The following is a 13,807-nucleotide window of genomic DNA, read 5'->3' as shown; positions in this document are numbered from 1 at the left end:
AACGCGGTCGAACACAATCTCGTGTAGGAGCTGACGAAGGCTGCGATCTTTTTTTGTATTTCTCCCAATATGTGGGATAGATATTTATATATTGAGATTTGCCTTCGTCCAGGTTTATAGTCCAGCTCACTCACTGCCAAAAAACAAAACAGGTGAAGCGATGCTGGCGCAATTGATCGCGCTCGATTGGGGGACAACCTCATTACGTGCTTACAAACTCGGCTTCGGTGGCCAGGTGCTGGAACAGCGTGCGCTGTCGTCCGGGATCATGCAGCTGCCCAAGACGCCGCGAATCATCGCCGGCCAGGAATGTGCCGACGGTTTTGAATTGGCCTTCGATGAGGCCTGCGGTGACTGGCTCGACGCGCAGCCCGATTTGCCGGTGATTGCTTGCGGCATGGTCGGCAGTGCTCAGGGCTGGCGCGAAGCGGCCTACTGCGACACGCCGGCGAACGTCGCCAATCTCGGAACTTCCCTACAAACCGTTCGCAGCCTTCGCGGTGTCGATGTGCATATCGTGCCGGGCGTGATTCAGCGTTCGCGCTTGCCGAACGTGATGCGCGGCGAGGAAACCCAAGTCCTCGGCGTGTTGCAGAATTTGCCGAGCGGGGCGGGCAACGATTTGTTGATCGGCTTGCCGGGCAGCCATTCGAAGTGGGTGGAAGTGGCCGACGGCTGCATCGTGCATTTCGATACGTTCATGACCGGCGAAATCTTCGCCGTCCTCAGTGAACACAGCATTCTCGGTCGCACTCAGCAGCGCGGCGCGTCCTTCGATGGCGAAGCGTTTGATCGTGGCGTGCGGGTGGCCTTGTCGGCGGACGGCGAGATCGGGCCGCTGTCGACGCTGTTCAGTGCCCGCAGTCTGGGGCTGACCGGTGAACTCAGCGCCGTCGCTCAGCCGGACTATCTGTCCGGCCTGTTGATCGGCCATGAACTGTCGGCCCTCGCCAACGTTCTGCGGCGCCGACGCAACAGCGTGCATCTGCCTTCGATCATCCTCATCGGCAATGCCCAACTCTGCGCCCGCTACAGCCGGGCGCTCGACGCCTGCGGTTTTGCCCGCGTGACCCTGGCCGAGCAGGCCACCGAACGCGGGTTGTGGCAGTTGGCGGTCGCCGCCGGACTGATCACGACACCCCCATCCCGTTAAACCTGACTGGAGGTCTGACATGCTCAAGCAAGCACTGGCACAAAACGGTCTGATCGCGATCCTGCGTGGCCTGCGTCCGCAAGAAGCGGCAGCTGTTGGCGAAGTCCTGTACTCGGCCGGATTTCGTGTCATCGAAGTGCCGCTTAACTCCCCCGAGCCGTACGAAAGTATCCGCATCCTGCGCAGTACCTTACCCGCCGATTGCCTGATCGGTGCGGGCACGGTGTTGACGCCGGAACAGGTCGAGCAAGTGAAAGCGGCGGGCGGCCAAGTGATCGTCATGCCTCATAGCGATGCCAAGGTGTTGCGTGCGGCGAAAGCGGCGGGGCTGTTCCTGTCGCCGGGTGTCGCGACCCCGACCGAAGCCTTTGCTGCATTGGGCGAAGGGGCGGATGTGCTGAAGATGTTCCCGGCCGAACAGATGGGCCCCGCCGTTGTGAAAGCTTGGCTGGCGGTGTTGCCGGCGGGGACGGTGCTGGTGCCGGTGGGCGGGATTACGCCGGACAACATGCAGGTGTTTGTCGAGGCCGGCGTCAAAGGTTTCGGTCTCGGTTCCGGGTTGTTCAAACCGGGCATGACGGCTGACGAAGTAGCGGTGCGCGCCAAGGCGTATGTCGCTGCCTGGAATGCTTTGCGTTAAGACTTTTTGGCGCTGTGAGCGCTACATCTACAAGAGAGACAATAGAGATGAAAATCACCAAACTCACCACCTTCATCGTTCCGCCGCGCTGGTGCTTCCTCAAGGTCGAAACCGACGAGGGCGTGACCGGTTGGGGTGAGCCCGTGGTCGAAGGCCGCGCGCACACCGTCGCTGCTGCGGTTGAGGAATTGTCCGACTACCTGATCGGCAAAGACCCACGCAACATCGAAGACATCTGGACCGTGCTCTACCGTGGCGGCTTCTACCGTGGCGGTGCGATCCACATGAGCGCCCTGGCCGGCATCGACCAGGCGTTGTGGGACATCAAGGGCAAGGCCCTGGGTGTGTCGGTCAGTGATCTGTTGGGTGGTCAGGTACGGGACAAGATCCGCGTTTATTCGTGGATCGGTGGTGATCGCCCGGCGGACACCGCTCGCGCCGCGAAAGAAGCGGTCAGCCGTGGTTTCACGGCGGTGAAAATGAATGGCACCGAAGAACTGCAATTCCTCGATTCCTTCGAGAAGGTCGATCTGGCCTTGGCCAACGTCGCCGCCGTACGCGATGCCGTCGGCCCGAATGTCGGCATCGGCGTGGACTTCCATGGTCGGGTACACAAGCCCATGGCCAAGGTGCTGATAAAGGAGCTCGACCCGTACAAACTGATGTTCATCGAAGAGCCGGTGCTCAGCGAAAACTACGAAGCGCTGAAAGAACTCGCACCGCTGACCAGCACACCGATTGCCCTCGGCGAGCGGTTGTTTTCGCGTTGGGATTTCAAGCGGGTGCTCAGCGAAGGCTACGTCGACATCATCCAGCCCGATGCCTCCCACGCAGGTGGCATCACCGAAACCCGCAAGATCGCCAACATGGCCGAAGCCTACGACGTGGCACTGGCGCTGCATTGCCCGTTGGGCCCGATTGCCCTGGCCGCGTGCCTGCAACTGGATGCTGTTTGCTACAACGCATTCATCCAGGAGCAGAGCCTGGGCATCCATTACAACGAGAGCAATGACCTGCTCGATTATGTGAAAGATCCGCGGGTATTCGACTACGACAAGGGCTTCGTGAAAATCCCCAATGGTCCGGGCCTGGGCATCGAGATCAACGAGGAATACGTGATCGAACGCGCCGCCGTCGGCCACCGCTGGCGCAACCCGATCTGGCGCCATGCCGATGGCAGCTTTGCCGAGTGGTGAGTGGCTGATACACCACCGACCCCTGTGGGAGCGAGCCTGCTCGCGATGATGGCGGCACATCCGACATTGATGTGACTGACAAGACGCCATCGCGAGCAGGCTCGCTCCCACAGGTTTTATCTCCAGGCAGAGGAGATCCGCGTTCATGTTCGTTCCACGACCTCAATAAACATAAGAAGAGGCATCTCTCATGCAACCGCAAACCCTCACCGGGCAGGCGTCGTTGGTGACGCCGAGCCGCAAGCGGTTTTTCATCATGGTCCTGTTGTTCATCACCGTGGTGATCAACTACCTGGACCGCAGTAATCTGTCCATTGCCGCCCCGGCGCTGACCAGCGATCTGGGCATCGATCCGATCCATGTCGGGCTGATCTTTTCCGCCTTCGGCTGGACTTACGCCGCCATGCAGATCCCCGGCGGCTGGCTGGTGGACCGGGTGCCGCCGCGCATCCTGTATAGCGTCGCCTTGCTGCTGTGGTCGCTGGTTACGGTGATGCTCGGCTTCGCTGCCAGTTTCATCGCGCTGTTCGTGCTGCGCATGGCGGTCGGTGCCCTGGAAGCGCCGGCCTATCCGATCAATAGCCGCGTGGTGACGACCTGGTTCCCCGAGCGCGAACGTGCCACCGCCATTGGTTTCTACACGTCCGGGCAATTCGTTGGTCTGGCGTTCCTGACGCCTGTATTGGCCTGGCTGCAGCACCAATATGGCTGGCACATGGTGTTTGTCAGCACTGGCGTGGTGGGCATTATCTGGGCGGTGATCTGGTACGCGGTGTATCGCGAGCCACGGGATTTCAAGGGCGCCAATGATGCTGAAATCGAGCTGATCCGCGAAGGCGGCGGGCTGGTGGATATCCAGGCAGAAACCGCGAAGACCAAGGCGAAATTCAGCTGGACCGATCTCGGCATCGTTCTGACCAAACGCAAACTCTGGGGTATTTACCTCGGTCAGTTCTGCCTCAACTCGACCCTGTGGTTTTTTCTGACGTGGTTCCCGACCTACCTGGTGAAATATCGCGGCATGGACTTCATCAAGTCTGGCTTGCTGGCGTCGCTACCGTTTCTGGCGGCCTTCGTCGGCGTGCTGTGTTCGGGGTTCTTCTCGGACTTTTTGATCCGTCGCGGCTACACGGTGGGTTTCGCCCGCAAGTTGCCGATCATTGGTGGTCTGCTGATTTCCACTTCGATCATCGGTGCCAATTTCGTCGAGTCGACGCCTCTGGTGATTGCCTTCCTTGCGTTGGCCTTCTTCGGCAATGGCCTGGCTTCGATTACCTGGTCCTTGGTGTCGACCCTGGCCCCGGCGCGCTTGCTTGGATTGACCGGTGGGGTGTTCAATTTCATCGGTAACCTGGCGGCGATTACCACGCCCATCGTCATCGGTTTTCTCGCTTCCGGTGATTCGTTTGCCCCGGCGATTACCTATATCTCGGTTCTGGCGTTGTTGGGTGCGCTTTCCTACGTGTTGCTGGTGGGCAAGGTCGAGCGTATCAAGTTGTAGTCGCGGCCATCGGGCGACCATAATGCCGCCCGTTCACTCGCTCAACGGTAAAGGCTGGATATGCAGGAAGACGCCCCAAAAATCGCCAAGGACGCTGCGCCGACTGGCACCCAGACACTGCTTCGTGGCCTGGGTGTGGTTCAGGCCGTGGCCTGTGGCGCCCGCGATCTCAAGGAAATCGCCCGGCTGATCGGCACGACGCGCAGCACCACTCATCGTCTGGCCAGTTGCCTGGTGGACGAGCGTTATCTGCGGGTGGTGCCGCAAGTCGGTTATCTGCTGGGGCCGAAACTGATCGAGCTGGGTTTCCAGGCACGTGAAGAGCTGCCATTGGTGACGCTGGCGGGGCCGTATCTGGATGAGTTGTCGGCGTTGACCGGCGACACCATTCACTTGGCGATTCGTGAGGGCGACGAGGTGCTGTACCTGCACAAGAATCCGGGGCGCAATGGTCCGGAAATGCGTTCGCGGGTCGGTCATCGCATGCCGTTGGCGCGTACCGGGATCGGTAAGGCGCTGATGCTCGATGACACGCAGGCAGAATGGCAACGGCTGTACGAAATCAGTTTGCCGGTGGGTGGGAAAAATCAGTTCTGGCCGCAGCACCCGGAGCAATCCTGGGAGCAGTTTCAGCAGCGCATGATTGAGTACGTGGCCGGCGGGTACGCCTTCGACCTGGAAGACAACGAACCGTCGATCCGCTGCGTGGCGGCGCCGATCCGCGATGCCAGCAAGCGCATTGTCGCCGGTATCAGCATTGCCAGCACCGTGCCGTACATGCCGCTGGAAAAAATGGCCGAGCTGATTCCCCTGATCAAAGGGGTCACAGCCCGGCTGTCGGCGGAGCTCGGGTTGAAGGTATAAGTCGAGCGGGTCTGATCAGACTTTCAGCGTCGCCATATCGATGACGAAGCGGTATTTCACATCACCGGCAATCATGCGGGTGTAAGCCTCGTTGATCTGGCGGATGTCGAGCATTTCGATGTCGCAGGTGATGCTGTGTTCGGCGCAGAAATCCAGCACTTCCTGGGTTTCGGCGATACCGCCGATCAGCGAGCCGGCCAGCACACGACGACCCAGTACCAGTTTGGCAGCGTGGACCGGTGGATCGATCGGTTCAATCAAGCCCACCAGAATGTGTACGCCGTCGAAACGCAGGGTATCGAGGTAGGGATTGAGGTCGTGCTGCACCGGAATGGTGTCCAGCAGGAAGTCGAAATGTCCCGCGGCGGCTTTCATCTGTTCTGCGTCGGTGGACACGATCACGTGGTCCGCGCCTTGACGACGACCTTCTTCAGCCTTGCTCGCCGAGCGGGTGAACAACGTCACTTCAGCGCCCATCGCCTTGGCGAACTTGATGCCCATGTGGCCGAGGCCACCCATGCCGAGAATCCCGACCTTGTCGCCGGCCTTGACCCCGTAGTGCTTGAGCGGCGAGTAGGTGGTGATGCCGGCGCACAGAATCGGCGCGGCGCTGGCCGGGTCGAGTTTCTCCGGGATGCGCACGACAAAGTGCTCGCTGACCACGATGCTGTCGGAGTAGCCGCCCATGGTGTTGCTGCCATCGACCCGGTCCGGGGTGGCGTACGTCATGGTCGTACCTTCCAGGCAGTATTGCTCCAGATCCGCCTTGCAGGCTTCGCAGTGACGGCACGAGTCGACCATGCAGCCGACGCCGACCAGATCGCCGACCTTGTGTTGGGTAACATTCGCACCGACGGCGGTGACTTTTCCGACGATCTCGTGGCCGGGCATCAGTGGGTAAACAGCAATGCCCCACTCGTTGCGTGCCTGATGGATGTCGGAATGGCAGACGCCGCAATAGAGAATGTCGATCGCAACGTCGTCGGCGCGTGGGCTGCGGCGTTCGAATTTCATCGGGGCGAGGGGAGTGGTGGCTGATTGAGCGGCGTAGCCGATGGCGGTGTACATGGTGAACCTCGCAAAAGCAGTGACAGGTGAGGCGAGCAATTCTGGGCGCCGCACGGGTTACCGGCCATGGCGATTCCTCCGGGTGTCATGCCTAATCCTCCGGCTTGCACCGTTGATTGGTCGCATTGGCGTTCAGACCTGCGATGATGCTTTCATCCCTTTTTTCGCGACTTTTTTGTGACTTCTTTTGTGAAGAGCTCCCCCATGTTGTTGACCCGTCACCTCGACGCCAATGCCACCCTGGTTTCGTTGATCCAGCCGCTGATCACCCGCGACGGCTTTGCGCCTACCGCGTTGCCGGGCGTGCAGCTTATGCGAGCCAGTTGTGATGTCACCCGTGGCCCGCAAATCTACGAGCCAAGCCTGGTCATCATCGCCCAGGGCGGCAAGTTGGCGCATCTAGGCCCGCGTACTCTGGAATATGGCGCTGGGTATTACCTGATTCAGGCGTTGCCAGTACCCTTCGAATGCGAGACTTTTTCAGCTCCAGATGGCCCGATGCTAGGCGTTTCCATCGCCATTGACCGGGTCCTGCTCAGTGAATTGGTGCTGGGCATGGGGCTGGCGCCGGGGCGCACTGTTCCCGCACAGACGCCTGAGTCCATGACCTCGGCAGTCCTCGACGATGCCATGCGCGGTTGTGTGGAACGGTTGTTGCGCTGCCTGCACGATCCGCTGGAATGCCAGATCATGGGCCCGGCGCGCTTGCGTGAATTGTTGTTCGTGGCGTTGCGAGGGCCGCAAGCCGATGTGTTGCGGGCGCTGGTGGAACAACAGGGGCAGTTCGCGCGGATCGCGGCGTCCCTGAGTCATCTGCATGCGCATTACACCGAGCCGCTGAACGTCGAGACCCTGGCCAGTTGCGCGAACATGAGCGCGTCGACGTTTCATGAGCATTTCAAACGCAGCACCTTGTTGTCACCGGTGCAGTATTTGAAGCGTTTACGCTTGCTCAGGGCCCAGCAGTTGTTGCTGGGCGAAGGGTTGGGCGTGGCCCAGGTGGCGCATCGGGTGGGGTATCAGAGCACGTCGCAGTTCAGTCGCGAGTACAAGCGTTACTTTGAGCGCAATCCCGGGGATGAGCGCGCTGCTTGATACACCACCAATCCCCTTGTGGGAGCGAGCAAGCCCGCTCCCACATTGGTTTGGTGTTGATGCCTGGATTACGGGCAACAAAAAGGCCCCCATTTCGGGAGCCTTTGTTGTTCAGCGATTTGAGTTACATGTTCGGGTAAGTCGGGCCGCCAGAGCCTTCCGGCGCCACCCAGGTGATGTTCTGTGCAGGGTCCTTGATGTCGCAGGTCTTGCAGTGAACGCAGTTCTGGGCGTTGATCTGGAAGCGCTTCTCGCCGTCTTCCTTGGTCACCACTTCGTACACGCCAGCCGGGCAGTAACGCTGGGCAGGTTCATCGTACATCGGCAGGTTCTTGCCGATCGGAATGCTCGCGTCGGCCAGCTTCAGGTGGCAAGGCTGTTCTTCTTCGTGGTTGGTACCGGAGATGAACACCGAGCTGAGTTTGTCGAAGCTGATCTTGCCGTCCGGTTTCGGGTAGTCGATCTTCTTGCAGTCGGCCGCCAGTTTCAGGCAAGCGTAATCGGGCTTGGTGTCGTGCAGGGTGAACGGCAGTTTGCCGCCGAAGATGTTCTGGTCGAGCCAGTTGAAACCGGCACCGATGATCGGGCCGAACTTGTGCATCGCCGGGCCGAAGTTACGGCTGGCGAACAGTTCGTCGTAGAGCCAGCTCTTCTTGAAGGCGTCGACGTAAGTGGTCAGCTCTTCGGTGCCGTCCTTTTCAGCGAACAGCGCGTCGGCCACGGCGTCAGCGGCGAGCATGCCGGACTTCATCGCGGTGTGGCTGCCTTTGATCTTGGCGAAGTTCAGGGTGCCGAGGTCGCAACCGATCAGCGCGCCGCCCTTGAAGACCATTTTCGGCAGCGAGTTCAGGCCGCCTTTGGAGATAGCACGCGCGCCGTAGCTGATGCGCTTGCCGCCTTCCAGGTATTGCTTGAGCACCGGGTGATGCTTGAGGCGCTGGAATTCGTCGAACGGCGACAGGAAGGTGTTGCTGTAGGAAAGATCGACGATCAGGCCGACCACCACCTGGTTGTTTTCCAGGTGATAGAGGAACGAGCCACCGGTGTTCTCGGTGCTCATGATGTCCAGCGGCCAACCGGCGGTGTGAACCACCAGGCCTGGCTGGTGCTTGGCCGGGTCGATTTCCCAGATTTCTTTCAGGCCGATGCCGTAATGCTGGGCGTCGGCTTCGCTGTCGAGGTTGAAGCGCTTGATCAGCTGCTTGCCGATATGGCCGCGGCAACCTTCGGCGAACAGCGTGTACTTGGCACGCAGTTCCATGCCCGGGGTGTACAGGCCTTCTTTGGGATTGCCTTCGCGGTCAACGCCAAGATCGCCGGTGATGATCCCGCGAACCACGCCGTTCTCATCGAACAGTGCTTCCTGGGCGGCGAAGCCCGGGTAGATTTCCACGCCCAGGTTCTCGGCCTGCTGGGCCAGCCAGCGGCATAGGTTGCCCAGGGAGATGATGTAGTTGCCTTCGTTGTGCATGGTCTTGGGCACAAAGAAGTCAGGAATCTTCTGCGCGCTGTCGGCGTTTTTCAGAACGAAGATGTCATCGCGTGTGACTGGCGTGTTCAGCGGAGCGCCGAGTTCTTTCCAGTCCGGGAACAATTCGTTCAGGGCGCGTGGTTCGAACACGGCACCGGACAGGATGTGAGCGCCGACCTCGGAGCCTTTTTCGACCACGCAGACGCTGATTTCCTTACCGGCTTCGGCGGCCTTCTGCTTCAAACGGCAGGCGGCGGACAGGCCAGCGGGGCCGGCACCGACGATGACCACGTCGAATTCCATGTATTCGCGTTCCACAGGCTATCTCCTACTCAAGGCTCAACAGTTTTTTTCTAATTGGAGGTTTGGCGTTGCATCCATTATTTCCTCCGGTAACTGCCGGAAGGGACAATGGATGACCCACCTTTCTCTCTAGGTGGCGCATTATATCTACACCACTCCTAGCGTCCAATACAAACGTTTGTTTGAATTGGCTCAAAGCCAGAGAAATCAAAGTCACGCGGCTTATGACTGGCCATTTTGCCGTATTGACCGGAATAGGTGTTCCGGTCAAGATACGGGCGGTTTTGCGCTCGCCGTAGGCTGACTGTTGGTTTCAAGAGCACCTCTAAAGACAGGGCGATGGCAGTATAAGGTGATGCGCAGCGCAGGTCAGGCGCGCAGTTTACACGCCGCGATAATGAATGACTCGTCGGTCACCACTGACGAACGGTTAATCAGCCTCGTGAGCAAGGTTCACCCGGTACACCTGCCAGCGTTTTTAGAGGTGCCCTTGCGCCGATGAGCATCAACCGCCAGGTTCGCCTAGGCGACTTTCTTTTCACCGGAGAGTAACGAGGAATCCATGAAGGTTCTTGTAGCTGTCAAACGCGTTGTGGATTACAACGTCAAGGTTCGTGTCAAGGCGGACAATTCCGGCGTCGACCTCGCTAACGTCAAGATGTCGATGAACCCGTTCTGCGAAATCGCAGTGGAAGAAGCCGTACGTCTGAAAGAGAAAGGCGTTGCGACTGAAATCGTCGTCGTCTCCATCGGCCCGTCTACCGCTCAAGAGCAACTGCGCACCGCGCTGGCTCTGGGTGCCGACCGCGCCATCCTCGTCGAATCCGCTGAAGATCTGACTTCCCTGGCGGTTGCCAAGTTGTTGAAAGCTGTTGTCGACAAGGAACAGCCTCAGCTGGTGATCCTCGGCAAACAAGCCATCGACAGCGACAACAACCAGACTGGCCAGATGCTCGCGGCATTGAGCGGCTACGGTCAGGGCACCTTCGCTTCGAAAGTCGAAGTGTCCGGCGACAGCGTTGCCGTGACCCGTGAAATCGATGGCGGCGCGCAGACGGTTTCCCTGAAACTGCCGGCCATCGTCACCACCGACCTGCGTTTGAACGAGCCGCGCTACGCGTCTCTGCCAAACATCATGAAAGCCAAGAAGAAGCCTCTCGAAGTGCTGACTCCGGACGCTTTGGGCGTTTCCACCGCCTCCACCAACAAGACCCTGAAAGTCGAAGCGCCGGCTGCACGCAGCGCGGGTATCAAGGTCAAGTCGGTGGCTGAACTGGTCGAGAAACTGAAAAACGAAGCGAAGGTAATCTAAATGACTATCTTGGTTATTGCTGAACACGACAACAAAGTACTGGCCCCGGCCACACTGAACACTGTGGCTGCTGCTGCCAAGATCGGCGGTGATATCCACGTTCTGGTTGCAGGTCAGGGCGCTGGCGCCGTGGCTGAAGCCGCTGCGAAAATCGCTGGCGTGGCCAAAGTGCTGGTGGCCGACAACGCCGCTTACGCTCATCAACTGCCGGAAAACGTTGCTCCGCTGGTTGCAGAGTTGGGCAAGGGCTACAGCCACATCCTGGCTGCCGCTACTTCGAACGGCAAAAACATCCTGCCGCGCGTTGCCGCGTCCCTGGACGTTGACCAGATCTCCGAGATCATCTCGGTCGAAAGCGCTGACACCTTCAAGCGCCCGATCTACGCCGGTAACGCCATTGCTACCGTTCAATCGAACGCTGCAGTCAAAGTGATCACCGTGCGTGCCACCGGTTTCGACCCGGTGGCTGCTGAAGGTGGTTCGGCTGCCGTTGAAGCGGTTGCGGCTGCTCACGACGCTGGCACTTCGAGCTTCGTTGGCGAAGAACTGGCCAAGTCCGATCGTCCGGAACTGACCGCTGCCAAAATCGTCGTTTCCGGCGGTCGCGGCATGCAGAACGGCGACAACTTCAAACACCTGTACGCCCTGGCCGACAAGCTGGGCGCTGCCGTCGGTGCTTCCCGCGCCGCGGTCGACGCAGGTTTCGTACCCAACGACATGCAGGTCGGTCAGACCGGCAAGATCGTTGCTCCACAGCTGTACATCGCCGTCGGTATCTCCGGCGCGATCCAGCACCTGGCCGGCATGAAAGACTCCAAAGTGATCGTTGCGATCAACAAGGACGAAGAAGCGCCGATCTTCCAGGTGGCCGATTACGGCCTGGTGGCAGACCTGTTCGAAGCTATCCCCGAGTTCGAGAAGCTGGTCTAATCCAGCGGCTTGACTTATAAAGAGCCCGGCCTTTTGGTCGGGCTTTTTTTTGCGAAAATATTCGGTTGTAGGGAGTGTCGCCATGGATTTGCGCCGCGTGTGTGGCTGGTCATTACTGCTGGGGCTTACGCTGTTGCCGGGGCTGTCCATGGCCGCGGGCAAATGCGAGCGCCTGGTGGTGACCGGCAGCCCGGACGCGCCGCCGTACCTGTGGCAAGACCCACAAAACCCCAAGTATCTGATTGGCGCCAGCGCTGACCTGTTGCAGCAAGTGGCGGGGGAGTTGGGCATCAAGGTCGAGCTGCTTTACGCCGGCAAGCGCTCCCAGGCCCTGGATGAAGTGCGCAGCGGGCGAATGGACATGCTGGCCGATGCGCCGTTGACGGTCGGTGAGCTGGAAAATCTGGATTACATCCATCCACCGCTGCTGGAAAACGATTATCTGGTCTGGACACGCAACGACTCACTGCTGGTCTATAACGAAGCGCAGGACCTTCACGGTCATCCCGGTGCATTGTCGGAAAAGGCTCGAGTGACCCCGTCATTCGGCACTTTCGCCGAGCAGCAATTGACCCTGGTGCGCACGCCCAATCTGACCCAGGCCTTTCAGAAATTGCTGCTGAACGAGGTGGAATTTGTCCTCGCCGGACGCTACTCGGGCATGGCAATGGTGCAAACGCTGGGGATGGCCGATGACTTGATGGCCCATCAACAACCCATCGACAAACCCGGCCTGTTTCTCGCGGTTTCCCATAACTCTGCCTGCAACGATCCTTGGTTGCGCGGACAGCTGGCCAAAAAGATGACAGAATTGCCCGCGTCCGGACTGACAGAAGCTGCGCTGCTGCGCAATATCGAGCGTTGGAAAGCGCAACTCTCACAACCGCAGCCACAACCTGTCAGTACCCCAAAACAGTAGGGATTTTTAGTGAGTATTCGACCTCTTTTCGCTGCCCTGGCCGTTCTGGCTCTGGCGGGTTGTGCAGCCGATCCGGCGCCGAATGAACAAATACGCCTGACCGAACAGGCCCTTGAACAAGCCAAGGCCGTGGGTGCTACCGCCGACGAAGTGCCAGAGATGAAACTGGCTGAAGACAAGTTCAAGCGTGCCAAGGGCAACATGGCCGATCAGTCCTTCAAGAATGCGCGCATGCGGGCCGAGCAGGCCGAGCTGGACGCGCGCCTGGCCGAAGCCCGGGTTCTGACCCTCAAGAGCGAGGCGCAGTTGAACGTGCTCAATACCCGCATCACTCGCCTGCGCAAGCAACTGGGAGATGCCCAATGAGCCTCAAGACCATAGCATTCGGCGGCTTGATCCTGGCCGGCTGCGCAAGCCTTTATGGCTGCGCCGGGCAACACAGCGAAGCCGTATTGCAGCAGGCCGGCACCGACTTCCAGAAGGTCAAGGAAGACTCCAACGTGCTGCGCATTGCGCCCAAAGACGTGATCCGTGCCGGCGAATCCCTGGCCCGCGCCGATCGTCTGTCCAGCTACTGGGGCAGCGGTTCGGACGTTGTGCATTACGCCTACCTGAGCCAGCGCTACAGCGAAATCGCCCGGGAACACACCAATCAAGTGCTCAACGAAGAACGCGCGGCGAAGCTCGAACTCGAGCGTCAGCGCCTGCAATTGGCCCTGCGTGAGTCCAAGTTGCTCAGCGTGCAGCAACAGGGCAAGTGGCTCGAGGAGCAGATCGTGGCGCTGGCGACCACCCAAACCGACCGTGGTCTGGTGATGACCCTGGGCGATGTGCTGTTCGATACTGGTGAAGCAGAATTGAAAAGCTCGGCAAACCGCGTGGTGCTGAAGATCGTCCAGTTCTTGCAGCTCAATCCCAAGCGCGTGGTGCGGATCGAGGGCTATACCGATAGCACTGGCGGTAAACAGGACAACCTCAAGCTGTCCCGCGATCGTGCGCAATCGGTGGCGGATGTGTTGATGGACCTGGGTATCGACGACAAACGTATCAAAGTCGAAGGCTACGGCGATGAATACCCGGTGGACGTGAACGCTTCCGAGCGCGGGCGTGCGCAGAACCGCCGGGTGGAAATTGTGTTCTCCGACGAAAAAGGCCAGCTCGGCGCCGCCAGGTAGGAGCTGGCGGAGCCTGCGATATTTTGATCTTGCTCTTGATACTCAAGTGGGCCTGGAAAGATCGCAGCCTCGTTTCACTCGACAGCTCCTACAACCCGGCCTGCCCGTCAGCGCCGGGTTTTTTTACGCCTGCTGATCAACTCACAAAACAGTACAGTTTTTGCTGACAATGCACTGTAC

At 59.5% G+C, this 13,807-nt stretch carries 13 protein-coding genes; 11 read left to right on the top strand and 2 right to left on the bottom strand.

All coding sequences use genetic code 11. The features are described 5' to 3' along the window. Positions 1-160 precede the first annotated feature (160 nt). The 5 genes from BK662_RS09065 (at position 161) to BK662_RS09045 (ending at position 5,354) form a co-directional block, all read left to right on the top strand. Positions 161-1,153 carry a 2-dehydro-3-deoxygalactonokinase gene (locus BK662_RS09065; protein WP_123357784.1) on the top strand — a complete coding sequence of 331 codons (993 nt, stop codon included), beginning with the start codon at positions 161-163 and terminating at the stop codon, positions 1,151-1,153. Between the two features lie 19 nt (positions 1,154-1,172). Continuing rightward, a complete protein-coding gene (locus tag BK662_RS09060; protein WP_123357783.1) occupies positions 1,173-1,793 on the top strand; it encodes a 2-dehydro-3-deoxy-6-phosphogalactonate aldolase in 621 nt (206 codons plus the stop codon). A 47-nt stretch (positions 1,794-1,840) separates the two neighbouring features. Further along, positions 1,841-2,989, top strand: a complete 1,149-nt coding sequence (gene dgoD / locus BK662_RS09055) for a galactonate dehydratase (protein WP_123357782.1) — start codon at positions 1,841-1,843, stop codon at positions 2,987-2,989. 190 nt (positions 2,990-3,179) lie between these two features. Next, on the top strand, positions 3,180-4,490 hold the full coding sequence (locus tag BK662_RS09050; protein ID WP_123357781.1) for an MFS transporter: 1,311 nt from the start codon (positions 3,180-3,182) through the stop codon (positions 4,488-4,490). A 60-nt stretch (positions 4,491-4,550) separates the two neighbouring features. Beyond that, on the top strand, positions 4,551-5,354 hold the full coding sequence (locus BK662_RS09045) for an IclR family transcriptional regulator (RefSeq protein ID WP_123357780.1): 804 nt from the start codon (positions 4,551-4,553) through the stop codon (positions 5,352-5,354). Positions 5,355-5,369: 15 nt separating this feature from the next. On the opposite strand, the gene BK662_RS09040 is transcribed toward BK662_RS09045, so the two are convergent. Beyond that, entirely contained in the window at positions 5,370-6,422 is a 1,053-nt protein-coding gene (locus BK662_RS09040; protein ID WP_123357779.1) for an NAD(P)-dependent alcohol dehydrogenase, read from the bottom strand. A gap of 204 nt (positions 6,423-6,626) precedes the next feature. On the opposite strand from BK662_RS09040, the gene BK662_RS09035 reads away from it, so the two are divergent. After that, positions 6,627-7,517 (top strand): AraC family transcriptional regulator, encoded by an 891-nt coding sequence (locus BK662_RS09035; RefSeq protein WP_123357778.1) that lies wholly within the window; start codon positions 6,627-6,629, stop codon positions 7,515-7,517. A gap of 124 nt (positions 7,518-7,641) precedes the next feature. On the opposite strand, the gene BK662_RS09030 is transcribed toward BK662_RS09035, so the two are convergent. Then, positions 7,642-9,306, bottom strand: a complete 1,665-nt coding sequence (locus tag BK662_RS09030; protein WP_123357777.1) for an electron transfer flavoprotein-ubiquinone oxidoreductase — start codon at positions 9,304-9,306, stop codon at positions 7,642-7,644. A gap of 547 nt (positions 9,307-9,853) precedes the next feature. Between BK662_RS09030 and BK662_RS09025 the strand changes: the two genes are divergently transcribed. From BK662_RS09025 to BK662_RS09005, 5 genes are all read left to right on the top strand, one after another. After that, positions 9,854-10,603, top strand: coding sequence for an electron transfer flavoprotein subunit beta/FixA family protein (locus BK662_RS09025; protein ID WP_003226982.1), 750 nt, complete (start codon positions 9,854-9,856; stop codon positions 10,601-10,603). After that, positions 10,604-11,533, top strand: a complete 930-nt coding sequence (locus BK662_RS09020; RefSeq protein WP_050682913.1) for an electron transfer flavoprotein subunit alpha/FixB family protein — start codon at positions 10,604-10,606, stop codon at positions 11,531-11,533. Positions 11,534-11,615: 82 nt separating this feature from the next. After that, a complete protein-coding gene (locus BK662_RS09015; RefSeq protein ID WP_123357776.1) occupies positions 11,616-12,452 on the top strand; it encodes a substrate-binding periplasmic protein in 837 nt (278 codons plus the stop codon). A 9-nt stretch (positions 12,453-12,461) separates the two neighbouring features. Then, on the top strand, positions 12,462-12,818 hold the full coding sequence (locus tag BK662_RS09010) for a DUF4398 domain-containing protein (protein WP_123357775.1): 357 nt from the start codon (positions 12,462-12,464) through the stop codon (positions 12,816-12,818). Then, positions 12,815-13,627 (top strand): OmpA family protein, encoded by an 813-nt coding sequence (locus BK662_RS09005; RefSeq protein WP_123357774.1) that lies wholly within the window; start codon positions 12,815-12,817, stop codon positions 13,625-13,627. The genes BK662_RS09010 and BK662_RS09005 overlap by 4 nt, the downstream gene beginning before the upstream one ends. Positions 13,628-13,807 lie beyond the last annotated feature (180 nt).

Source organism: Pseudomonas frederiksbergensis (assembly GCF_003732275.1).
Lineage (GTDB): Bacteria > Pseudomonadota > Gammaproteobacteria > Pseudomonadales > Pseudomonadaceae > Aquipseudomonas > Aquipseudomonas frederiksbergensis_H.
Note: the sequence above shows the minus strand (reverse complement) of the source record. Positions and strands in the feature narration are given on the sequence as shown.

Coding starts and splice junctions, on each gene's coding strand:
- dgoD (WP_123357782.1), top strand. CDS start 1,841: ATGAAAATCACCAAACTCACCACCTTCATCGTTCCGCCGCGCTGGTGC.
- BK662_RS09060 (WP_123357783.1), top strand. CDS start 1,173: ATGCTCAAGCAAGCACTGGCACAAAACGGTCTGATCGCGATCCTGCGT.
- BK662_RS09035 (WP_123357778.1), top strand. CDS start 6,627: ATGTTGTTGACCCGTCACCTCGACGCCAATGCCACCCTGGTTTCGTTG.
- BK662_RS09045 (WP_123357780.1), top strand. CDS start 4,551: ATGCAGGAAGACGCCCCAAAAATCGCCAAGGACGCTGCGCCGACTGGC.
- BK662_RS09040 (WP_123357779.1), bottom strand. CDS start 6,422: ATGTACACCGCCATCGGCTACGCCGCTCAATCAGCCACCACTCCCCTC.
- BK662_RS09005 (WP_123357774.1), top strand. CDS start 12,815: ATGAGCCTCAAGACCATAGCATTCGGCGGCTTGATCCTGGCCGGCTGC.
- BK662_RS09050 (WP_123357781.1), top strand. CDS start 3,180: ATGCAACCGCAAACCCTCACCGGGCAGGCGTCGTTGGTGACGCCGAGC.
- BK662_RS09015 (WP_123357776.1), top strand. CDS start 11,616: ATGGATTTGCGCCGCGTGTGTGGCTGGTCATTACTGCTGGGGCTTACG.
- BK662_RS09020 (WP_050682913.1), top strand. CDS start 10,604: ATGACTATCTTGGTTATTGCTGAACACGACAACAAAGTACTGGCCCCG.
- BK662_RS09065 (WP_123357784.1), top strand. CDS start 161: ATGCTGGCGCAATTGATCGCGCTCGATTGGGGGACAACCTCATTACGT.
- BK662_RS09025 (WP_003226982.1), top strand. CDS start 9,854: ATGAAGGTTCTTGTAGCTGTCAAACGCGTTGTGGATTACAACGTCAAG.